24 protein-coding genes and 1 pseudogene are annotated in these 22,484 nt (G+C 39.4%); 7 read left to right on the forward strand and 18 right to left on the reverse strand.

Annotated elements, in window-relative coordinates; all coding sequences use genetic code 11:
- Positions 1-165: 165 nt before the first annotated feature.
- A complete protein-coding gene (locus AC1M9A_RS00845) occupies positions 166-867 on the reverse strand; it encodes a putative quorum-sensing-regulated virulence factor (RefSeq protein WP_481595546.1) in 702 nt (233 codons plus the stop codon).
- A gap of 403 nt (positions 868-1,270) precedes the next feature.
- Between AC1M9A_RS00845 and glyA the strand changes: the two genes are divergently transcribed.
- Complete coding sequence (glyA, locus tag AC1M9A_RS00850; protein ID WP_035265704.1) at positions 1,271-2,524, forward strand: serine hydroxymethyltransferase; 1,254 nt, start codon at positions 1,271-1,273, stop codon at positions 2,522-2,524.
- Between the two features lie 144 nt (positions 2,525-2,668).
- Entirely contained in the window at positions 2,669-3,073 is a 405-nt protein-coding gene (gene rnk / locus AC1M9A_RS00855) for a nucleoside diphosphate kinase regulator (protein ID WP_481588470.1), read from the forward strand.
- 38 nt (positions 3,074-3,111) lie between these two features.
- On the opposite strand, the gene AC1M9A_RS00860 is transcribed toward rnk, so the two are convergent.
- The 5 genes from AC1M9A_RS00860 to AC1M9A_RS00880 all read right to left on the reverse strand — a co-directional run bounded on the left by AC1M9A_RS00860 (position 3,112) and on the right by AC1M9A_RS00880 (position 6,404).
- The gene (locus AC1M9A_RS00860) at positions 3,112-3,516 is read right to left on the reverse strand and encodes a DUF3106 domain-containing protein (RefSeq protein WP_481595544.1); all 405 of its coding nucleotides are present in this window, start codon (positions 3,514-3,516) and stop codon (positions 3,112-3,114) included.
- Complete coding sequence (locus AC1M9A_RS00865) at positions 3,506-3,832, reverse strand: hypothetical protein (RefSeq protein WP_481595543.1); 327 nt, start codon at positions 3,830-3,832, stop codon at positions 3,506-3,508. Before AC1M9A_RS00865 ends, AC1M9A_RS00860 begins: the two co-directional genes overlap by 11 nt.
- Complete coding sequence (locus tag AC1M9A_RS00870; protein WP_171260669.1) at positions 3,822-4,442, reverse strand: RNA polymerase sigma factor; 621 nt, start codon at positions 4,440-4,442, stop codon at positions 3,822-3,824. The genes AC1M9A_RS00865 and AC1M9A_RS00870 overlap by 11 nt, the downstream gene beginning before the upstream one ends.
- Before the next feature lie 160 nt (positions 4,443-4,602).
- On the reverse strand, positions 4,603-5,379 hold the full coding sequence (locus AC1M9A_RS00875; RefSeq protein WP_481595542.1) for a TrmH family RNA methyltransferase: 777 nt from the start codon (positions 5,377-5,379) through the stop codon (positions 4,603-4,605).
- Between the two features lie 50 nt (positions 5,380-5,429).
- Positions 5,430-6,404 carry a class 1 fructose-bisphosphatase gene (locus tag AC1M9A_RS00880; RefSeq protein ID WP_035265714.1) on the reverse strand — a complete coding sequence of 325 codons (975 nt, stop codon included), beginning with the start codon at positions 6,402-6,404 and terminating at the stop codon, positions 5,430-5,432.
- Between the two features lie 172 nt (positions 6,405-6,576).
- Here AC1M9A_RS00880 and AC1M9A_RS00885 point away from each other — a divergent pair, with 172 nt between their 5' ends.
- Positions 6,577-6,762, forward strand: coding sequence for an NF038105 family protein (locus tag AC1M9A_RS00885; protein WP_035265716.1), 186 nt, complete (start codon positions 6,577-6,579; stop codon positions 6,760-6,762).
- Positions 6,763-6,809: 47 nt separating this feature from the next.
- Here AC1M9A_RS00885 and pal read toward each other — a convergent pair whose 3' ends face one another.
- The 6 genes from pal to ybgC all read right to left on the reverse strand — a co-directional run bounded on the left by pal (position 6,810) and on the right by ybgC (position 11,584).
- Positions 6,810-7,382, reverse strand: a complete 573-nt coding sequence (pal, locus tag AC1M9A_RS00890; protein ID WP_481608327.1) for a peptidoglycan-associated lipoprotein Pal — start codon at positions 7,380-7,382, stop codon at positions 6,810-6,812.
- Positions 7,383-7,410: 28 nt separating this feature from the next.
- Complete coding sequence (tolB, locus tag AC1M9A_RS00895; RefSeq protein ID WP_481608328.1) at positions 7,411-8,694, reverse strand: Tol-Pal system beta propeller repeat protein TolB; 1,284 nt, start codon at positions 8,692-8,694, stop codon at positions 7,411-7,413.
- Positions 8,695-8,831: 137 nt separating this feature from the next.
- The gene (tolA, locus tag AC1M9A_RS00900) at positions 8,832-10,001 is read right to left on the reverse strand and encodes a cell envelope integrity protein TolA (RefSeq protein WP_481609423.1); all 1,170 of its coding nucleotides are present in this window, start codon (positions 9,999-10,001) and stop codon (positions 8,832-8,834) included.
- Between the two features lie 3 nt (positions 10,002-10,004).
- Positions 10,005-10,454, reverse strand: a complete 450-nt coding sequence (tolR, locus tag AC1M9A_RS00905) for a protein TolR (protein WP_481589753.1) — start codon at positions 10,452-10,454, stop codon at positions 10,005-10,007.
- Positions 10,455-11,153, reverse strand: coding sequence for a protein TolQ (tolQ, locus tag AC1M9A_RS00910; protein ID WP_179998400.1), 699 nt, complete (start codon positions 11,151-11,153; stop codon positions 10,455-10,457). It abuts the gene before it with no gap.
- A 23-nt stretch (positions 11,154-11,176) separates the two neighbouring features.
- Positions 11,177-11,584 carry a tol-pal system-associated acyl-CoA thioesterase gene (gene ybgC / locus AC1M9A_RS00915; RefSeq protein WP_035265725.1) on the reverse strand — a complete coding sequence of 136 codons (408 nt, stop codon included), beginning with the start codon at positions 11,582-11,584 and terminating at the stop codon, positions 11,177-11,179.
- 262 nt (positions 11,585-11,846) lie between these two features.
- Here ybgC and AC1M9A_RS00920 point away from each other — a divergent pair.
- A pseudogene (locus tag AC1M9A_RS00920) lies at positions 11,847-13,074 on the forward strand (acetamidase/formamidase family protein).
- A gap of 50 nt (positions 13,075-13,124) precedes the next feature.
- Here AC1M9A_RS00920 and AC1M9A_RS00925 read toward each other — a convergent pair.
- Positions 13,125-14,468, reverse strand: a complete 1,344-nt coding sequence (locus tag AC1M9A_RS00925) for an amidohydrolase (RefSeq protein ID WP_481595537.1) — start codon at positions 14,466-14,468, stop codon at positions 13,125-13,127.
- A gap of 206 nt (positions 14,469-14,674) precedes the next feature.
- Here AC1M9A_RS00925 and AC1M9A_RS00930 point away from each other — a divergent pair, with 206 nt between their 5' ends.
- Positions 14,675-15,406 (forward strand): hypothetical protein, encoded by a 732-nt coding sequence (locus AC1M9A_RS00930; protein WP_481609424.1) that lies wholly within the window; start codon positions 14,675-14,677, stop codon positions 15,404-15,406.
- A gap of 18 nt (positions 15,407-15,424) precedes the next feature.
- On the opposite strand, the gene ruvB is transcribed toward AC1M9A_RS00930, so the two are convergent.
- From ruvB to AC1M9A_RS00945, 3 genes are all read right to left on the reverse strand, one after another.
- Complete coding sequence (gene ruvB / locus AC1M9A_RS00935; protein ID WP_481609425.1) at positions 15,425-16,426, reverse strand: Holliday junction branch migration DNA helicase RuvB; 1,002 nt, start codon at positions 16,424-16,426, stop codon at positions 15,425-15,427.
- Positions 16,427-16,437: 11 nt separating this feature from the next.
- A complete protein-coding gene (gene ruvA / locus AC1M9A_RS00940; protein WP_092766079.1) occupies positions 16,438-17,040 on the reverse strand; it encodes a Holliday junction branch migration protein RuvA in 603 nt (200 codons plus the stop codon).
- A 121-nt stretch (positions 17,041-17,161) separates the two neighbouring features.
- On the reverse strand, positions 17,162-18,502 hold the full coding sequence (locus AC1M9A_RS00945) for a deoxyguanosinetriphosphate triphosphohydrolase (RefSeq protein WP_481592904.1): 1,341 nt from the start codon (positions 18,500-18,502) through the stop codon (positions 17,162-17,164).
- A gap of 428 nt (positions 18,503-18,930) precedes the next feature.
- Between AC1M9A_RS00945 and sohB the strand changes: the two genes are divergently transcribed.
- On the forward strand, positions 18,931-19,893 hold the full coding sequence (gene sohB, locus AC1M9A_RS00950; protein ID WP_179998383.1) for a protease SohB: 963 nt from the start codon (positions 18,931-18,933) through the stop codon (positions 19,891-19,893).
- Positions 19,894-19,944: 51 nt separating this feature from the next.
- Here sohB and AC1M9A_RS00955 read toward each other — a convergent pair whose 3' ends face one another.
- Positions 19,945-20,586, reverse strand: coding sequence for a DUF2238 domain-containing protein (locus tag AC1M9A_RS00955; RefSeq protein WP_481609426.1), 642 nt, complete (start codon positions 20,584-20,586; stop codon positions 19,945-19,947).
- A 161-nt stretch (positions 20,587-20,747) separates the two neighbouring features.
- Between AC1M9A_RS00955 and AC1M9A_RS00960 the strand changes: the two genes are divergently transcribed.
- Positions 20,748-20,987, forward strand: coding sequence for a hypothetical protein (locus AC1M9A_RS00960; protein ID WP_481609427.1), 240 nt, complete (start codon positions 20,748-20,750; stop codon positions 20,985-20,987).
- Positions 20,988-21,060: 73 nt separating this feature from the next.
- Here the strand turns inward: AC1M9A_RS00960 and purB are convergent, their stop codons facing one another.
- The gene (gene purB / locus AC1M9A_RS00965; RefSeq protein WP_481609428.1) at positions 21,061-22,449 is read right to left on the reverse strand and encodes an adenylosuccinate lyase; all 1,389 of its coding nucleotides are present in this window, start codon (positions 22,447-22,449) and stop codon (positions 21,061-21,063) included.
- Positions 22,450-22,484 lie beyond the last annotated feature (35 nt).

A 22,484-nucleotide genomic window follows, 5' to 3' on the forward strand; every position in this document is an offset into this window, starting at 1 on the left:
GCAGTGTTGAATGAATAAAAATAATAAAAAATATTTAATTATCATGTGATTATATTATTTTAATTATTGGTGTAAATTTTAGTTTAATCGTTTAAAAGTATTAAAAAAAATAGTTAATTTCTCACTTTGAGGTTTAGGTTCAAAGTGAGAGTCATGAAATATTGCTTAAAGCGTATCAATTAAAGTTTTTTCTAAGGCTTTTTTCAAATAGGGATCCAAGTCTTCTTGTCTTAGTAACCATGAAACATAATCTTTTGGAAGATCTACAATGGCTGTCCCACGATGTTTACCGAAGTTAATTGTACGAGGGATACGTGCATCTTCAGATACTTCATAGAGTTCTTCAATGTTTTGAATACCCAAATGATGAATAATGTGCATTAAAATATTTGCAGTCAAAATAATATCTGCGTCAGCTCGATGGGCACCTTTTAACATCTCTCTAGCTTTGCTACTGCCTTTACTAATCATATAAATTAAAGCAGAAATGTTGTGTGCTTCTGCATGAGGCCAAACTAGTCGAGAAAGAGCGAGTGTACAGATGGCTTTAATATGACTTGTTTCAACGCCGCATTGCTGAATAGCTCGAATATCATAATCAATATTATGACCAATAATATACGTCGTTTCTTGAGGTAACTCGAAGGTTCTGAAGTTGGGTTGATCTACTAAATCGCTTTCAAGAATATGATGAACCGCCATTGCAGCATAGGAAATTTTTTCGTCACCAATGCTATATAGTTGGTCAAAAATTTTTTCGCGATCAAGACTTAATTTGCCTTGTTCAATCTGAATAGGAGCATATGCAATTTCTATGGGCAAACCGTTTAATGTATGGGTTTCAGTATCCAAGATAATGGCTTGCATGCAAATGTCCAAGTTAATGATAAAGATGTAATTAATTTAACATTTTCAAATCTGAGCTCACAGTAATAAAGTCAATGAATTGTATAAATTATGCTGAATTGAACAAATTATGGGAATTATTTAGATAAGGTGCTCATTTAAAGAAATTTCGTTTTCTATGATATTGACGCTGCAAGTTTAGACTGTAGGTTGTTAAAGGCAATTTTCAAAAATGAATGAATTTAAAAAAGAATAGTCATAATTCAGATATTTGTTTTTAATAGTAATTGAGTAAACACACAGGAATTAATCAAATTTAATTGCAAACTGTTTAAACTTCATTCTCGAAATTTAACAAGTTCATGTTACAATACGCGCCAATCTTAGCACGGCTTAAAAGCCCTACATTAATAGGACCTCGCTAATGTTTGCCAATATCTCTATTGCTGACTTTGATCCAGAATTAGCTCAAGCTATTACGAGTGAAGATGCTCGTCAGGAAGCTCATATTGAGTTAATCGCTTCAGAAAACTATTGCTCTCCAGCAGTAATGGAAGCTCAAGGTTCAAAACTCACTAACAAATATGCAGAAGGCTACCCAGGCAAACGCTACTATGGCGGTTGTGAATATGTAGACGTGATTGAACAATTGGCAATTGACCGTGCTAAAGAACTCTTTGGTGCTGATTACGCGAACGTTCAGCCTCATGCTGGTTCTCAAGCAAACTCTGCAGTTTATCTAGCGCTTCTTAACCCAGGCGATACTGTTTTAGGTATGAGCTTAGCTCACGGTGGTCATTTGACTCACGGTGCTAAAGTTAGCTTCTCTGGTAAAACATATAATGCGATCCAATACGGTTTAAATCCAGAAACGGGTGAAATCGATTACGAAGAAGTAGAACGTTTAGCTGTAGAACACAAGCCACGTATGATTGTTGCAGGTTTCTCTGCTTATAGCCAAATCGTTGATTGGCAGCGTTTCCGTGAAATCGCGGACAAAGTAGGCGCTTATCTATTTGTAGATATGGCTCACGTTGCTGGTCTTGTTGCTGCTGGTGTTTATCCAAGCCCAGTTCAAATTGCTGACGTAACTACAACGACGACTCACAAAACACTTCGTGGTCCACGTTCTGGTTTAATCCTTGCAAAAGCAAATGAAGAAATTGAGAAAAAACTTCAATCTGCTGTATTCCCAGGTAATCAAGGTGGTCCTTTAGTTCATGCTGTAGCGGCTAAAGCAATCTGCTTCAAAGAAGCAATGGCACCTGAATACAAAGCATATCAACAACAAGTTGTGAAAAACGCACAAGCAATGGCTGAAGTGTTAATCGAACGCGGTTATGATGTTGTTTCAGGCGGAACTAAAAACCACTTGTTCTTGTTGTCTCTCATCAAACAAGACATTACAGGTAAAGATGCTGATGCTTGGTTAGGTGCGGCTCACATCACTGTGAACAAAAACTCTGTGCCAAACGATCCACGTTCTCCATTCGTAACTTCTGGTATCCGTATCGGTACTCCAGCTGTAACAACTCGTGGTTTCGGTGAAGCAGAAGTACGTGAACTTGCAGGTTGGATCGCGGATATCTTAGATTCTAAAGGTGATGAAACTGTCATCAACGCTGTGAAAGCTAAAGTTGAGACTGTATGCGCTAAATTCCCAGTTTACGCAAAATAATCTTCGACTTGAGAAAAGCCCCCTCAAGGGGGCTTTTTTATTGAATGTTGGAATGTCAAATCTGTCATTTTTAGATAGTTCTGATATAACTGATGTATCTATTAATTATTCAATTGTCGTTATACATTTGAATTGGAGCAGAAAATGAGCCATCCAAATATTATTATTTCTGAACAGGATTTAAATCGTTTAGAAACCATGTTGGAACATCAGAAGCAGGTAACTCCAACGATGGAGCATTTAGAAAATGAGTTGGCTCGTGCTGAAGTCGTACAGCCTAAAGATATCCCTGCCAATGTAGTAACGATGAATGCTAGAGTGCTGATAACGGTTGCACCGTCCACTGAATCTACAGAGATTGTGCTGGTATATCCCCATGACTTTAAAGGTGAAAAGGGGCAGGTTAATGTGATTGCACCTATTGGTGCAGCAATCCTAGGTTTGGCGGAAGGACAAGAAATTGAATGGCCTCAGCCTGATGGGCAAACAATGAAAGTGAAAATTGATAAAGTGCTCTATCAGCCTGAACGTGAGGGTATATATCTTTAACTCAAAAATAAAGCCTCTTGTGGAGGCTTTAAAGTTTATTATTTCATCGTGGTTTGTTGCATATATTTATTTATATAAGTTTCGCGTATTTCCCTGCGCTGCTCGGCAGTCGTCGCGTTCATCATTTTTTTACGCAAATCATTTCGTTCACTTGAGCTCATCTGTTGCCAAGTTTCGCGCATTTGTATTTTTTCTTGTTCAGGCAGTTTAGTAAACCAATCCATTCTTTGTTGTAGAACAACACTTTGCTCTTCAGGAATTTCTTTCAAATTTTGATAGCGTTTAATCAGTGCTTTTTGTTCTTCTTCAGAAAGCGATTCCCAAGATTCATTAAGTTCAGAATTATTGTCTTTCGAGAAGATCCAAAAACGTTCATAGCCTGCAAAACTGGTTTGTAAAAAACCTAATGTGCAGAGTGCAATCGCTAAGCCTTTAGCTGCCATGAGCTGATTTATCCTCACCAAAAACAGATAACATTTCTAGATCTTCCATCATTTGCGGAGAAAGTTTAGGGGTGACAATCACTTGTTGTGGGCTTGGAGCTTCTTCCAAATCAAATGCATTTGGAAGTACCACAAATCCTGTGATCGCGGCTGCTAATGCAAAACCAGTAACTTTCCAAGTCATCAACTGAGAAAATAACGGTTTGTCTTTAATCTCATCGAGTACATGCTCCATCACGACCGCTTTATTGCGATGTTTTGATGCCAGTACATTCAATTTTTCAGTCACTTGTTTCGTAAATTCATCATGATTCATCCGATGATCCCCCGTCATTTGGGTTTAAGTGAGACAAAGCAGATCTTAAGCCCTGTATAGCTCGATGGTAATGGGTCTTCACACTGCCTTCTGAACAATTCATGATTTCGGCTGTGGTTTGTGTGTCAAACCCTTCCCATGCTCTCAACATAAATGCTTGTTGTTGGCGAACAGGTAACTTAGAAATTGCATTTTGAATCTCCTCAACAGCCATCTCTTGTGCAAGAAATTGCAGCGGATTAGGTGTTGATTCATCCACAATATTGATGGTTTCGTCATCATCTTCATCGTGGTTATTTTTTTTAAATAACGAGAATGGAAAAGCCCGTCGAGATTCTTTACGACGCCAATCCTGAAGTTTGTTATTTAAAATGGTATAGAAAAGGGGATACCACTCTGCAGTGGATTTATCAGCATATGATTTATGCAAAGATATAAAAGCTTCTTGGACTAAATCCATGGCAATGCCATTGTGTCCTTGAGTTGCGCTTTCCATCATCACCAATGCACGCCCAGTGACGTCTTGCATAAAATATTTAAGACGTTGTTCTGCCGTATTCAAAAGAACACTCGAATCTTCAGGCTTGACTTTTTTTGGTGCTAAATCCATAGAGATGGAAAATCCCGTCATTGGGTACCCACCATTATTTTCTAATCGTTACTTATATAACGTCAAAACATAATGGTAGGTTGACAATCTAAGCAACTATTTTTTAGCAGTTTAATAGATTTTTTTATTTTCAGTGACTTCGTTAATATATTTTAACGAATCATATCCGTTGGCGTACCATTTCAAAGAAACAAATCGATCCGGCAACTGCAACGTTTAATGATTCTTGACCACCCGGTTGGGGAATGGTAATTGCTGAAGCATGCGCTAGGGCATATTCCGAAACGCCTTGACCTTCATTGCCCAGTACCCATACGCAAGCTTGAGTTAAGTCTTTTGCATATAAACTTTCTGATTCATGTGAGCTCGTGACATACACGGGAATTTTGAATTGAGACAGCACATCTTCAAGCGCAACGTTTTCATAGGTTTTTAATGAAAAGTGCGCACCCATTCCTGCTCGTAATACGCGAGGAGACCACAAAGATGCTGAACCTTTGGTGCAAACAACTTGTTCAATACCTGCAGCCGCAGCTGAACGAAGTAATGTACCCACATTGCCTGGATCTTGAACATTTTCAAGAATTAAAGTGTCTTGAGTGTAATCTAGAGCATCACGTTGAGTTGGTAAATCTACAATCGCTAAACATGCTAAGGTGGTTCCTAGCGTGCTAATGTCTTTATAGAGTGATTCACTAATAACAAACACTGAACCTGTATAGTGTTGTGCGATTTCGTCAAAATCGGCGTGTTCCATTGCTTTTTCAGTGGTAAAAATCGAATTCAGCTTACGATTTTTTTCTAACCAAGCTAAGCACAAATGTGTGCCTTCAAGAACAGTTTGGCCTTGCTTTTTACGGTAACTATTTTGATCAATTAAACCACGTAAATGTTTAATTTTCGGGTTGTCTTTAGATTCTAAAAAGATAATGGCCATTCAGTTTGACTTCCATGAGAGCCTAAATCAATAGGCTCTCAATTGTAAAATTATTGATGATAAGCAGTAACAAGCTCAACTTCATTTTTTGAACCAATAACGACTGGTACACGTTGGTGAAGTTCAGTCGGTTGGATTTCCATAATACGCACGCGACCTGTTGTCGAAGCACCACCTGCTTGTTCCATGAGCATACTCATTGGATTTGCTTCATACATAAGACGTAGACGACCTGCTTTCTTAGGATCTTTGGTATCGTAAGGGTATAAGAAGATCCCACTACGGCAAAGAATACGGTGGATATCACCAACCATGCAGGCAACCCAACGCATATTAAAGTCTTTTTCACGTACAGATGTTTTACCCGCTTGTAGCTCACCAATATAGCGTTGAACAGGTTCTTCCCAATGACGTTGGTTTGAAGCATTAATGGCGTATTCTTTTGTATCGGCATCCACTTGGATATTTTCAGTCGTCAACAGGAATGTTTTTGACTCTGGATCAAATGTAAAGAAAACAGTACCTGCACCAACGGTTAATGCCATCATAGTTGATGGGCCATATAACACATAACCAGCTGCGACTTGTTCAGTGCCTGCTTGAAGGAAATCTTCTGCTTGTGTCACTGAATTTTTGGCAGGTAGGATAGAGAAGATGGTGCCAACACACATATTGATATCGATATTACTTGAGCCATCTAGTGGGTCAAATAAAACTAAATACTTACCGTTCTCTTGTGCTGGTGTAAACTCATCGAGTTCTTCAGAAGCTAAACCGCCTACATTTGCGTTGTTTTTTAGCGCATCAATTAAATAGTCATTTGAAATAACATCTAATTTTTTTTGCGCTTCACCTTGTACGTTTTCATTACCAGCACTACCTAATACACCCGCTAAGGCACCCTTTTGCAATGCTGAATCGATGGTTTTACACGTTTCAGCAATGGTTTCAATCACATTAGAGAGTTCAGGCGTTAGATTTCCTTGTTGTTGTGCAAGATATTGTGACAAGGTGAGGTATGACATTACAAGGACGCTCCTAAAAGCTTTAAAAGAATAAAATTTGGATCTTGGGCTATTTTAGATGAGTTCAGTGCAAAATAGAAATTATCCTGCGTTATTTGTGGTGATTTTGCACTTGCCAGAGTTTTAGAACATGGTATGTTGATAGGAGGATGATTTTAAAAGGAGCTTTAAAATGAGCATTCAAAAGTTTGAAGCAACTCCAACGCCAGGTGAGGCAATCGACTTAAACGAAATTAGTTCAGAGAGTTCCAAGGAAGCATGGAAACAGTACGAGGCTAAACCTGAATATAAAGAGTTTAATAAGCATGACATGATTGAGTCTATGCAAGTGCCCATGCCAGACTCGCAAAGGTCTTAAACCTGATATAAAAAAAGCGCTCGAATTGAGCGCTTTTTTTGCATTCATTAGCGAAGAAGTGGTGGCACTGCTTCATAATTGAGTTCTACACGACGGTTTTCTTTCCACGCAGCTTCATTGTTACCTGTATTAATTGGCATTTCTTTACCATAACTCACAGCTTCGAGTTGGTTTGGATTTACACCATTTGTAACTAGATAACTTTCAACTGCTTTGGCACGTCGCTCACCCAAAGCCATATTGTATTCACGCGTTCCACGTTCATCGGTATGACCAGTTAATGCGATTTTAGAGTTTGCATTTGCCAATAAAAATTGTGCATGTGCTTGGAGGGTTTGATAGTCCTCAGTAGATAGCTCACTGCTGTCATAATCAAAGTGAACAACACGTTTAGCCAAGAAAGCTTTATTGGCTTCAGTTACCCCTTTAGCAGAACCACCCGTTAAGTTTTGAGCATTTAATGCTGCATCTTCACTGAGACCAGTCGTATTCACAGAGGTTGATGTTGATGGTGGTGTCATCGTAGTGGTATCTGTAGTTGCTGGTTTACGGCTTGCGCAACCCGTCATTACTAAACTTACAGCAATGAGTGGAAGAGCAAACGTTTTAATCGCGTTCATGTTCATCTCCTTGAAAGATTAAATTCGATTATTTAGGTGCCCAAGCAGGTTCACGAACTTCACCTTGTTCGCTAGGTAAATTCATGCGGAAGCGACCGTCTGTAGACATAATCGATAACAATCCACGGCTGCCTTCACGTGTCGCATACACGACCATTTGACCATTTGGTGAAAAGCTTGGTGATTCATCTAAACTGGTCGGCGTTAAAATGTTCGTGATTCCAGTTGAGATTTCTTGAATTGCTACCTTATAGTTGCTACCAGAAGGGCGATGTACTAAAGCAACATATTTACCATCGGCACTTAAACTGCCACGTGCGTTGAATGCTCCGCGGAAAGTTAAACGTTTTGTTAAACCATCAGCAAACGTGTAATGGTAGATCTGTGCTGAACCACCACGGTCTGAGGTAAAGATAAAACCTTTACCATCTGGGGTATAGCGAGCTTCTGTATCAATTGCTGTATTATTTGTCATACGCTTCACTTGGCGCGTATTTAAATCCATTTGATAAATTTCAGGGTTGTCATGCATTGAAGCAGTGAACAACATGCTTTTACCATCAGGGGAAAAACTTGGCGCACCGTTTAAGCCACGGAAGCCAGCTAATTTTTCACGTTGTCCAGTCGCTAAATCTTGAACATAGATCGCTGGACGTTTGGTTTCGAATGAAACATAAGCGATTTTTTTGCCATCAGGCGTCCAAGCAGGGGATAAAATTGGATCGCGCGAACTCAATACAGTGCGTGGTTGTTCGCCGTCCGTATCTGCGATTTGTAAAGTGTAGCGATTATCAGGAGTCGCAGGATTTCGCAAAACATAAGCGATGCGACCACTAAAGTCACCAGGAATACCTGTTAATGCTTGGTAAATCGCATCACTGATCATATGTGCTGCAGATCGAATGCGCGATGGTGGTACAGTTAATAGTTCATTGAGCAAATATTGTTGTTTTTGGACATCATAGAGTTGGTAATGAACAGCCAATGAACCATCAGGATTGGTTTTAACTTCACCATTCACAACATAAGGTACGCCTGCAGATTGCCAAGCAGCACCATTGGCTTGATTGATGGTTGCTGTTGCAGGTAAATTTTTAGATGAACTGGTAAAGCGACCTGAACGGTTTAAATCTTGCTCTACAACAGGGTATAAGCGTTGATCACCTACGAATGGCACGATAGCAATTTTTGGTGCTTCTTCAGGTGCTTTAGCAATTTCAAGATGAAGCTGTGCATAAGAGGTCGTAATGAGAGCAGGGCTAAATGCTGCCAAAATTGCTAAACCGAGAAGATGTTTTGAGATCATTTTCATGAGAGGTCACGTACTCAAGATACTAATTTTTCGAATATTCTAGCTTTTTAGCATATAGCTCCGTACCGAATCTATATAAAGCGTGTAATTATCCGCAATTCATGAAAAAACCTTTCGACGAATCGAAAGGTTTTTTATTATTTCACGGTGAATGAAGAAGTGAAACTACGAGCTTCACGCCTTGCATCAGGATCGGATGGCATCGGATATGGTGCTGCTGCACGAACAGCCTGTTCGACACTGGCTTTGACATCTGGATCTGATGCATTGACGATGACTGAAGTCACAGAACCACTGTCAGATAATGTCACGCGTGCTGTCGCTTTTTGACCTGAAGAGCCTATTGGCATTCTCCAAGCACCTTTAATTTTTTGCTCAAAGTCTCTTTTTGCTGAAGAAGCGATGCGTTTAGATTCAGCTTTTTTGTTGGCTGCTTCTTGTCTAGCTTTTTCAGCTGCAGATTCTCGAGCTTCAGCTTCGGCACGTTCTCTGGCTTCGGCATCCGCTTTTCTTTGTGCTTCCTGACGAGCTTTCGCATCAGCTTCCGCTTTAGCTTTGGCATCAGCTGCAGCCTTAGCTTTACGATCAGCATCTTGTTTTGCTTTGGCTTCCGCAGCAGCTTTGGCTTTCCGATCGGCTTCTTGTTTTGCTTTAGCATCGGCCTCTGCCTTAGCTTTCCGGTCAGCTTCCTGCTTAGCTTTGGCTTGAGTTGCCTCAGCTTTAGCTTTACGATCAGCTTCTTGTTTCGCTTTTAAAGCCGCATCAGCTTTCGCCTTTTGTTGTTGTTCCTGTTTTGCGCTTTGCTCAACTGCTTTGGCTTTTTGGGCGGCTTCTTGTTTAGCTCTAGCATCGGCCTCAGCTTTAGCTTTACGATTCGCTTCTTGAGTCGCTTGACGTTGTGCTTCAGCCGTTGCTTTACGTTCGGCTTCTTGTTGAGCTTTAACCGCAGCCGCTTGCTCAGCTTTACGGTCGGATTTTGGCTCTTCAACTTTTGGTTGAGCTGGAGGAGGTACAGCAGGTGCAACAGGAATCACTGGTGCATTTTGAATTGGGTCATTGGTCTGTTGAACATTTTCTTGAACGTTCTGGTGCGCTGTATCTGAATGATCAGATTCAACCAATGGCGTGGGTTCAGGTGGTACTAGATCCTCAGGTTTCACTAAAACTGTTTTAACAGTTTTAGTTGGCTCAGGAGGTTGAGTCAATCCAAGAAACAATAAGCCTGTGATCGCAATCACATGGACCGCAACAGTGAATCCGATTGCAATTTTCTTTTCTTTTGAAAAGCGGGAGTTAGATTCTTTCATAGCTTATTGAATCGGTTTGGTCAGCAAGCCAACTTGATTGATCCCTGCATCTTGTAAGTTAGACATGAGCGTCATCACCTCACCGTAAGGTCGAGTATTATGACCATTGATGACGACACTAAATTGTTTATTCTCACGTTCAGCAATTTGTTGTGCATCACGAAGTGTCTGTTGTAATTCCTGCAAGCTCAGTGGACTTGGTTGGCTACCCTTGTATTCTAAAAAGTATTGTCCTTGTTGATCTAAAGTCACCATAGCTGGTGCATCCTTAGATTCAATCGGTACACTGTTTGCTTCAGGTAAATCAACTTTTATGCCACTTGTGATCATTGGTGCAGTCACCATAAAAATCACCAAAAGTACTAACATGACGTCAATATAAGGAACTACATTCATGTCACTGTTAAGTGGCTTTTTGATGCGTTGGAAACGCCCTGAACGACGAACGGCCATTTATTCAGCTTCCTGTGTAGAACCCACAGAACGACGTTGTAAAAGCGCCACCATTTCTTCAGCAAACAAGGAACGATCTGAGTAAATTTCTTCACTTTTGGCCGTATAGTGGTTGAATGCAAGTACTGCAGGAATCGCAGCAAATAAACCAATAGCAGTCGCAATGAGGGCTTCCGCGATACCTGGTGCGACAGTTGCTAGTGTCACTTGATCGACTTGGGCTAAGCCGATAAAAGCATTCATGATGCCCCAAACTGTACCAAATAAACCAACATAGGGTGCAACTGAACCAATACTCGCAAGCGCACTGAGACCTTGTTCCATACGGCTCTGATCTCGGCTTAAACCCACCCCAAGAATACGCTCTGTGCCATCAATGACTTGTGCTGTTTCTGCTTTGGTTTTTTTGAGTTTGAGAAACTCTGCAAAACCAAGATAAAAAACATCTTCCAAACCTTCACGCTTAGAGTTGACTTGAGCATTGTTATATAAGGTGTTGAGTTCTGCACCAGACCAAAAAATCTTCTGAAAATGATCATCGCCTTGGCGAGCTTTCTTAAACGTCATATGTAACTTGGCAATAAGGTACCAGCTAAAGAGTGAAGCCAGTACCAACACCAGCATGACCAGTTGTACGACTGGACTCGCTTGAAGAATTAAATCTGTGACGTGAAGTGAAGATTCGAGTTGTGTTGCCATAGTTACATGTGCCAATCATATTTTTATGCGTGGGCTAATTCTTTTTCGATTAGATCACGGATTTCATTTGGAATTCTCAGCGGTTTCATTTCAGCGCTAATACACGCCAATTCTACTTCCCCTGAAGCTAGCATGATTTCACCACGATAAATATTTTGTTGCAATACAAAAGACGTTGCTTTACACGAAACTACACTTGCTGTAACAGTAATTAAGTCATCCATTAATATTGGACGTGAATATTTAAGCGCTAATTTATGCACGACAAAGTTGTAATCTTTTTGATGCCAGTAATGTGAAATCCCTGAAGCGCGTAACCATTCTGTACGTGCGCGTTCCATAAAGCGAATATGATTGGCATGATAAACAATGCCTCCTGCATCTGTATCTTCAATATACACTCGGATTTGAAATTCAAATTTGTTCGCCATACAGGTGTTCCATTACTTTAAATAGTCCAGTGTTTTGCAACATTCTTGACAAAGAATGCGAAACGCTGATTTATACAATGTTTGAAAGGCTTGAAGTTTAGCACTCCATTTTTACAGACCAATGGCACAAGATTTCAAAAATAGCTGTAGATTGGGCGAAATATTTTAAGATGAAAATGCAGATTTAATTGAATTTTAATCATGTTTGGCATAGGGATTGCTTAAATAAATTCACATGAAATTTATAGTTGGATTTGAGTGCATGTTAAAAAAGTTAGCTTTATCGATTTCGATTGCTACATCAATATTAAGTTTTTCGACTTTTAGTTCGGCTGAAGATTTTAAAATTTTAAAACAGATTGAAAGCAAGCCAACTTTACTAAAAAAAGGGGAATATGCTGGACACTATTATATTCCAAGCACACTCAATACTATTCAATGGGGTTATCTACCGAATAAAGATGCTAAGCCAGTTTTAACGGTTCCATCGGGGGAGTCATGTGACTTTTGATACAGTGTCACATGAAGGTTTATTAGAGGATCAAGGGCGTGATGCTGAAAAATACTTTACATCTAAAGGTGTTAAAAAAGAGCACATTTTAGATGAAGCGAAATTGATCACCCGCTCTAATTTAAAGCATGATTTCCATAAAGATGGTCCACACATTATTACTGGTCCGATCTACGTTGAAGGTGCAATGCCGGGAGACGTGCTTAAAGTTGAAATATTGAAAATAGAACCACGTGTTCCTTATGGTGTTATTTCGAACCGCCATGGTAAAGGTACATTGCCTGAATTCCCTAAACGACAAAAACATGATCATGCTTCGCCAGAAAATCCAGATGCTTATGGCAATGTTTCAGTATTTACACCCATTGCGCAAAATAAAGAGGGTGTATGGGAGGGGGTGATTCAAACAGAATCTGGTAAAGCGATTCGTTTTCCATTAAATCCGTTTATGGGAACAATGGGTGTTGCACCAAATACCAGCGAACCTGTTCACTCAGTTCCACCCTCATTTTATGGTGGAAATATTGATATTAATGATTTAACTGCTGGGGCAACCGCTTATTATCCTGTTCAAGTTCCAGGTGCATTATTCTACACAGGTGACAGTCATTTTGTTCAAGGTGATGGTGAGGTTGCATTAACTGCTTTAGAAGGTTCAGCGCGTGCAACGTTTAAAATTAGTGTGTTAAAAGCGGGTAAAGATTATATTCCAGGTAAGCAACTTTCTCAGCCATTAGGTGAAAATGATCAATTTTGGATTACACCTGGCTTAGATGAAGATTTGGATGAAGCAATGCGCAAATCTACGCGTGAAGCAATCAATTTCTTAGTAAATGAATATGGCATAAGTGAAGAAATTGCATATGCTTATCTCAGCGCTGCGACTGATTTTGAAGCTTCTCAAGTTGTAGATAAAACCAAAGGCATCCATGCGATGATTCGTAAAGCAGATTTTAAAGAGTTCGTCGAGCAGAAATAAATTATTGAAATAAAAAAATCCTCCATCAAGGAGGATTTTTTTTATGATGCTTAAGATTTGTTATTCCAATCTTGTTGAACTTGTTGTGCAATAGTCGGATAGTCCATCACAAAACGAATGTGGCTTTCAACGCCAGTTTTTAATGTCGCATCATCTACAATAAATTGAGGGTTATGATTGGGTGCAGCCTTACTCATCTCTTGATCTTGAGGTGTTGCACCAATGAAAATGAACAATGAAGGCATAAGTTGACCATAATAGGCAAAGTCTTCACTGGCACTCGCATTGTTCTCAAGCACATGTAATTTATTTTCGCCATGAACTTTCGCAAGTGAGGGCGCGATGAGTTGAGTTAGTGTTTTATCGTTCGTAGTGACGGGGGCATAAGCGGCAATTTCTACTTTGGCTTTTACGTCATTTGCATGAGCATTATGTTCGATCAACTTCGGTAAATCCTTGAGAATATTCTGGCGGACTTCTTCACTATTTGATCGAATCGTGCCAACCATATTGACTTGCTCTGGTATCACATTTCCTACCGTTCCACCTTGGATACTACCAATACTGATTGCCCCCATACCTTTGGTTAAATCTGCACGACGGCTGATCAAACTCTGCATATTACTAATCATTTGAGATGAAGCGTAAATGGGATCGCGTCCAAGCCATGGCATAGAACCATGAACTTGTTTTCCACTGACCTGAATGCGCAAGTGATCTGCACTGTTTAAAATGGTGCCATCTTTATAAAAAATATGACCACTTGGCATACCCGCCATAACATGCATACCGAAGATCACTTCAGGCTTAGGATTTTTTAAAGCCCCATCTGCAATCATCTTACGTGAACCAATTTGATCGCCATGGCTAAAGTTATCAATATCTGCTCCACCTTCTTCAGCTGGTTGGAATACAAACACAACAGTACCTGCAATTTTATCTTTATTTTCCGAAAGCACTTTTGCAGCGCCGAGTAACATTGCTGTGTGAGCATCATGTCCACAGGCATGCATCACTGGCGTTTCTTTACCTTGATAGATTGCCTTTGCCTTACTCGCAAAAGAAAGTCCTGTTTTTTCCTCAATCGGTAATGCATCCATATCTGCACGTAATGCCATCACTGGGCCAGGTTTTGCACCTTTAAGAATTCCGATTACACCTGTTTTGGCATAGCCTGTGCGGACTTCAATTCCATATTTTTTTAATTCTTTTTGAACCAGAGCCGAGGTTTTAAATTCCATATTGCCGAGTTCGGGATGTTGGTGAATGTGCTGTCTTAATTTGATGGTATGTTGTTCAACAGCGTTTACACCGTCATCAACCCAATCTGCAAAACTCAAGGTTGAACAAAGGGGCAAGATGGTACAAGCAGAAAATAGCCTAAGTGAAATCATGAACACAATGTCCTAAAAATCCAAAAGTTTTAGGAGCTTCTCATTCACTTCCGATAGTTGCAAAACTTAACAGGTATATCGAAATACATGAAAAGTATAGTGAACATGAAGCATTGATTTTTAATGCTTTATCCATAGATTTAAAGTTGTTATTATTTGTAAATTATTCATTTTAAATAATTATTTTAATAGTTGTGGGGGAGCTAATGGACGTTGAAGAAGAACTTAAGCATAATCAAGATGTCATGATTCAACTTCCGTGGACTGTGCCGCAACAGCCTTTATATACGACGAGTATTCAAGTTAATCCTGAAACGCAGAAAATTCCTTTGGATTTGAATGTAAGCTCAACTGATACGACAGCTATTTCCTCGTTTGTTTTCTCAATTTTGTTAGCAGTGTGTTTGTGTGGATTTGCAACATGGTTAGCTTATTGGTATGGAGTGAGAAGTTTTAAAGCTACCAAGCTGTCATTTGATATCGTAAAAGATCAAATTAAGAGTTCAGAAGCATTGATTTCATCATCTAATAAAGAGTTAATACAAACAAGTTTAGCTGTTAAGACTTTAGAAATAAGGGATCACCATAAAATATTGATTTTAGATATTTTAACAGAATTTGAATCTCATCTTTTTACTTTGAAAATATATTTGAAAGCCTTAAGTGATCAAAAGAGTGAACAAATAGAATTGTTAGCTCCACAAGCGAAGGAAAGTTATAAACAATTCCAGTATTTACAATTTAAATTAAACAATTATTTAAGAGCTAATCACGATTTGAGAATTGATTCTAAGCTAGAACAAATTTTCTTAAAAATTAACCAAAGTTTGGATAAAGCTCAATGCAGTTTAGGATTGGATAATGATTTAATTGATATAATTGAGTTAGGTGAAGAACTGCTGGATAAAGTTCATGATGAAATAAAAAAGGCAACTTAAGTTACCTTTCGATTATTTTTATTTCGGCTCAGGTGGTGTCATTCCAAACTGTAAATACGCCTGATTTGTTGCAATACGACCACGAGCAGTTCGCATCACATAACCTTGTTGAATCAAGTAAGGCTCAATCACATCTTCCAGCGTGCCTGAATCTTCTGCCATAGCCGCTGCTAAAGCTTCAACACCTGCAGGACCACCATCAAAACGCTCTAACAGCATCGACAGGTAACGACGGTCGAGTGTATCTAAACCATCTTTATCCACATTCAACATATCAAGCGCACGTTGCGCCATTTCTTGTGTGACCTCACCTGTACCTTTCACTTGAGCATAGTCACGTACACGACGCAGTAAACGGTTTGCGATACGAGGCGTACCACGAGAACGACGAGCCACTTCCTTCGAACCAGCTTCTGTGATTGGAACATCCATCAGGTTTGCAGAACGAGTCACGATATGGGTCAAATCTTCAACCGAATAAAACTCTAATCGTTGGACAATACCAAAACGATCTCGAAGCGGAGAGGTCAGTAAACCGGCACGAGTAGTCGCAGCGACTAAAGTGAATGGCGGTAAATCCAACTTAATTGAACGCGCAGCAGGGCCTTCACCAATCATAATATCCAGTTGGTAATCTTCCATCGCGGGATAAAGGATTTCCTCGATCACTGGAGAGAGACGGTGAATCTCATCAATAAATAAAACGTCACCTTCTTCTAAGTTGGTGAGCATTGCTGCCAAATCACCAGCGCGCTCTAACACAGGACCTGAGGTGGATTTGAGATTGCCACCCATTTCACGCGCGATAATATTGGCAAGTGTGGTTTTACCTAAACCCGGAGGACCAAAAATCAAGGTATGGTCTAAAGCTTCACCACGTCCACGAGCTGCACCAATGAAAATTTCCATCTGCTCACGCACAACAGGCTGACCAATATAATCATCTAATGATGTTGGTCGAATGGCACGATCAAAATGATCTTCTGGTTTTTCAGAACCACTGATAATACGGTCTTGCATAATATGAGATCTTATTTATTCATCGATTTTAAAGCAGCACGGATAATATCGGATGCCTCAGTGAAGTCACTTTTAACGGTATTGACTAACTTTTGTGCTTCTAGTGGCTTGTAACCTAATGACTGTAAAGCAGCTTCAGCCTCAGCGACAGCAGAGTTACCCGTAAACTGAATTTGCGCTGTTGTAGAGTTTGATGTAGATGGCTGAGCTGCAAGCGCTTTAAAGCGATCTCGAAGTTCAATCATCAAACGCTCTGCAGTCTTTTTACCAACACCTGGAACTTTGACTAAAGTGTTTACATCTTCATGTTCAACGGTATGAATGAGCATGTCTACGCTGAGTGTTGAGAGAATACCCAATGCCATTTTGGGACCAACGCCGTTCACTTTAAGTAAAGTGCGGAAAATACTTTTTTCTTGTGCGTTGGAAAATCCATACAGTAATTGGGCATCTTCACGTACAGCCAAATGCGTCCACAATGTGACTTTTTGTCCTTTCTGTAATTGGCAAAATGTTGAAAGAGGTGTATCAACCTCATAGCCAACACCATTTACATTCAATAAAACTGTTGGTGCTTCTAAAGCAAGCACTTCACCAATAAGACATCCAATCATTCAATTATTTCACTTATTTGTCGATGTTAAATTCACTATGTCAGCATAGTAGTGTTCATTGCTTCAGAACGCAAAATCAAAAAACACTTTATGCTCTTTTCCTGAACACTAAATTTAAGTTTTATAAAAATCCAACTTTATTCCCTTGAAGTTCCTGTGCCAAATGATAAGCCTGATGATCTGAAAATTTTGAGATCACATCTAAGACTTGCATGATATTGTCATAGTGATCATCACTAAAACGAACACCTAAGCCTGAGATAATAGACAGTAAACGTCCTTCCTTAAAGTTATGAATTTTATTGGGTGTCGTAAGCGGAATAAAGGCATCTAGTATGTGCTGTAAGCTTTGATGTGCAATGATTTCTAAACCAGATTTTTGAGGGTGCTCAAAGATTTTCTCCCGCGCTAAATTCTTTGCACAATCAATTCCTGCTTCGATATCGGGCGAGCAATATTGGAGCAAACTACCTTTAAGCTGTCCTGACAAAATTTCAAAATGATGTTTAGTAAAAGCGGAAGTGACTTCATCAACCAAGCGTTTCATCACACGACCACGCAATGCTGCAATCTTTTGTTGCCACGTGGTGTATGGCATTGCAAGTTCAGCAGGCGTGCCATAGTCACCGAGCAGATTTAAAAAAATAGGTTCGACTTGCTCATAGCTGAGCATGTTAAGAATAATGCCATCTTCTAAATCGATCAGGGCATAACAAATATCATCCGCAGCTTCGAGTAAATAGGTGAGTGGATGGCGACAGAAATGATATTCACCATATTGTATAAGACCTAATTGGTGACCAATTTGTTGCAAAATTTCTTTTTCAGATTGATAGCAACCAAACTTAGCTCGTTTACTGGCAGGTGTATTTCCCTGAGAGTCGATGGGTTTAGAAAGCCATGGGTACTTTAAGTAAGCTCCTAAGGTTGCGTAAGTGAGGCGCATTCCACCGTCATTAGGGTGATAGTCAATTTTCGTGAGTAGACGAAGACCTTGAGCATTGCCCTCAAACTGGCGAACATCGGCCTGCTGTTCAGGGGTTAAACTCGATAAAAAATCGCCGTGTGATGCATCATCAAACCATTCACGAATAGCGTACTCACCTGCATGACCAAAAGGAGGATTACCAATATCGTGTGCAAGACAAGCTGCTTGAATAATTGCACCGACATCTGCAGGAGAGATCCACATAGGTAACTCATCACGAATTTTTTCAGCTGCCAGCATTCCCAAAGAGCGTCCGATGCAAGAAACTTCAAGGGAATGTGTTAGACGCGTATGAATGCCATCATGTTGAGTCAGGGGGTGAACTTGAGTTTTACGGTTAAGTTGCCTAAAACTCTGAGAAAAAATAATACGATCGTAATCTTTATGGAAGGGGCTACGTGCTTGTTCTGTATTTTGTTTTGAACTACCAAATCGAACTGTTGATAACAGTTCCAGCCAACGCATTTGAGTCATTTATCATTATTCATCATTACTGTATGGAACCATCATGCCAAAAAAATAGTGAAAAATATATGCTGACACGACATAATTTGGCGCATTGAAAATGCATTTCAGAAAAGTTTAAGAAGTAAAATAATAAGTATTAAGGTGTTGATTTTAAGAATTATTATCCTAATATAATTCAATTTCTTCACTCTCAAATCATATAAGAGTCTCTAATTGATTTTAAAGATAGATATCAATCATGAGATGATGCGTGGATGCTCATCGGTTCGATAATTTTTTATCGAGATAGTATGCATAATGTATCTACTTTTTATGCCGATTGTTGATCAAATTGATCCTACGATTGGCATAACATTTCAATAAAGCTATTGAAATTTGTCTATTTTGACCTCATGTTATCCTCATAAAGATGAATTATAGAGATGTGAATTTATATGTTATTTCATTTGCCGAAACTTCCTGCCGAAATTCGAGTCACTCACTTAAATGCGCGTATTAATGAACAACGAAAAAAAATTGCGCAAAGTACTGCATCTAAACTTGAACTTCTGCAGTTGTCTCAGCAGTTTTCAAAAGAAGCACGCACGCGTAAAAAGAATAATCAGAAAGTATATGTAATTGATTTTAAAGGTGACATGGCAGCTTCAGCTGTAGAGAATCTTCGTGAAGAAATTACTTTGATTTTGGCGACTGCTAAAGCAGGGCGTGATCGTGTCGTAGTTCGTTTGGAAAGTCCAGGTGGGATGGTACATGGTTATGGACTTGCGGCTGCTCAATTGGTGCGTCTGCGCGATGCTGGTTTTCATTTAACCATTTGTGTTGATAAAGTCGCAGCAAGTGGTGGATATATGATGGCATGTATCGGTAACGAAATTATTTCTGCTCCATTTGCAGTGATTGGTTCAATTGGCGTTGTTGCTCAAGTGCCTAATTTTAATCGTTTACTTAAAGAACATAATGTTGATTTTGAGCTTTATACTGCGGGTCAATATAAACGTACCGTGACCATGTTTGGTGAAAATACGGAAGAGGGTAAAGCCAAGTTTGAAGAAGAGTTGCAACAAACGCATGCATTGTTCAAGCATTTTGTTGAAAAATATCGTCCACAGTTAAATGTTGAAAAAGTAGCAACAGGTGAACATTGGTACGGTCAAGATTCATTAGATTTGAATTTGGTTGATAAGCTTCAAACCTCGGATGAGTATTTATTAAGTTTATTGACAGTGCATGATGTTTACTTGATTCAAACTCGCCGTAAACCTACCTTAGGTGAGAAATTAGGACTGCAAGCGGCACAAATGGCGGACAGTTTGATTCCTGCTGTGATGAATAAAGTTATGGACACTTTAGTCAAAACTAATGCGAACTTAGTGCAACTACGTGATCCTAAACTTTAAATTCGATGAAATAAAAAAAGCCAATCTAATGATTGGTTTTTTTATGATTTATCATTTGTATGGTCGAGAGTCTAATTTTCGATATAACATCACTATTCCTCTGATCATGGACCCAAGTGTTGCGAACAGCATATCTTTATGGGCATCCCAAATATCACCTTGTTGACCATTATAATTTTCTGCTGCCTCAGGGGAAAGATTAATCGCAATCGACCATTCAATCCATTCGTAAATGAGACTGGTGGCCATGACAAACTGAACCACAATAAGAAAAAGTACTCGTTCAGATAATTGTGGTAAATAGAATTGAATGATCCTCAGGAAAAAAGGATAGAGAAGTAGACCATAGGCAAAATGGACCAAGCGATCATACATATTTCGCTCCCAACCCATCTGTGCATTTAAATGTATGTTGAAGTAGTGCATCAACCATTCATTATAGGGAACATACGAATATAAATAGTGCGCCCCAAGAATATGAATGATCAGAAATCCAATATAGAGAGAAAATGCGATAAAACTCAAACCAACTTTCTTTTGTATATAGATCAAAAACACCAGCATTAAAGCTGTGCCAAGTTGATGTAAGCCATAAGAAGCATATTCAAGAGGCTTTATACTTGCCAAGATCAGCACCATTATGAAAATGAAGAATACGAGGTGGTGTTTAGAAGTAAATTTTTTGTAGTGCATTTTGTTATATGTTGATTTGATTAATTTCTTCATATGATTGTAATGGATCAATCCTGAGGATAAGCTGCAGATCGCATTATTTTTATAAATAGTTGTTTATATCAATAGCTCATTGCAATCAGGATGATCAGTTAGAATATGATTTATTTTGAGTTTTTATTATGACGGATTCAGCTGCTTTTCTTGCACAGCAAAATGCATATTTTCATTATGAGTTTGAAGAGCTTACTCTGAATGACTTTCCTGAAGAGATCTCAGTATCACTCCGAGGAATGATGTTTAGGCATGACATTCAATATGCTCAAGTGACTCATTATATTTACTATAGCGATGTTTTAACTGGTGATGAATTAGAAAAGCTCAGAACTGACTTTATACGTTACTGTCCTGATGAAGCATGATTTTTATTGAAACATTTGATGAGTCTCATACAAAAAAGCGAAGCCTAAGCTTCGCTTTTTTATTCAATGCTATTTAGATTTTAGCAATCAAATCTTTAATTTGTTTCGCTTGCTCAGCAGCATTACCTGTATAAGATGCAGGTGTCATTTCAGCAAGACGCGCACGATCTGCTGCAGGAACAGCTTCTAATTCGTTACCATTCACAAAATTCACCATCATTTCGCGAGTCATTGCTTGACCACGAGTAAGGGCTTTAAGTTTTTCGTATGGTTTTTCAACGTTATAACGACGCATTACTGTTTGGATTGGTTCAGCAAGAACTTCTTGAGCGTTGTCTAAGTCTTCAAGAATACGGTCGGCATTCAATTCAAGTTTGCCCACACCTTTCAAGCAAGCTTCAAATGCGATCAAGCTTTGTGCAAAACCAACGCCCATGTTACGAAGAACAGTAGAGTCAGTTAAGTCACGCTGCCAGCGAGAAATTGGAAGCTTTTCACCAAGGTGAGCAAGGACTGCATTAGCAATACCCAGGTTACCTTCAGAGTTTTCAAAGTCGATTGGGTTCACTTTATGTGGCATTGTTGAAGAACCAACTTCACCTTCTTTTAATTTTTGTTTGAAGAAACCAAGAGAGATATAACCCCAAACATCACGGTTGAAATCGATGAGGATTGTGTTGAAACGACGAAGCGCATCAAACAATTCAGCCATGTAGTCGTGCGGCTCAATTTGAGTTGTATATGGGTTAAACGTGAGACCTAAAGATTCAACAAATGCTTGCGAGTGAGCAGGCCAGTTAATTTCAGGGTAAGCAGAAAGGTGAGCATTATAGTTACCTACCGCACCATTGATTTTACCTAGAAGCTCAACATTGTTGAATTGTTTGATTTGGCGTGCAAGACGGTATGCCACGTTCGCCATTTCTTTACCCAATGTTGTTGGGCTTGCAGTTTGACCATGTGTACGAGACAACATTGGTTGATCAGCGTGTTTTTCTGCAAGTGCAACAATTGAGTCCACGATTTGTTGCATAGACGTAGCTAGTACTTCACGACCGCTTTTCAGCATGAGTGCATGAGACAAGTTGTTGATGTCTTCAGATGTACAAGCAAAGTGAATGAATTCACCCGCATTTTTAAGTTCATCAATGTTTGCAATTTTATCTTTTAAGAAATATTCAACCGCTTTTACATCGTGGTTGGTTGTGCGTTCGATTTCTTTGATACGGTTAGCATCGTCTTCAGAGAAATTTGCAACGATTGCATCTAAAGCTGCATTTGTTTCGTTAGAAAAAGCTGGCACTTCTGTAATTTCTGGGCGATTTGCAAGTGCTTGTAACCAGCGCACTTCAACAGTCACACGAGCATGGATTAAACCAAACTCAGAGAGGAAAGGGCGCAAAGCATCACATTTGCTTGCATAGCGACCATCTAATGGAGAAAGTGCGGTTAAAGCGTTCATAGCAATTCCTTAAACTTTGGAATGAAACGTAAAAC

Source organism: Acinetobacter sp. ANC_7634 (assembly GCF_056779875.1).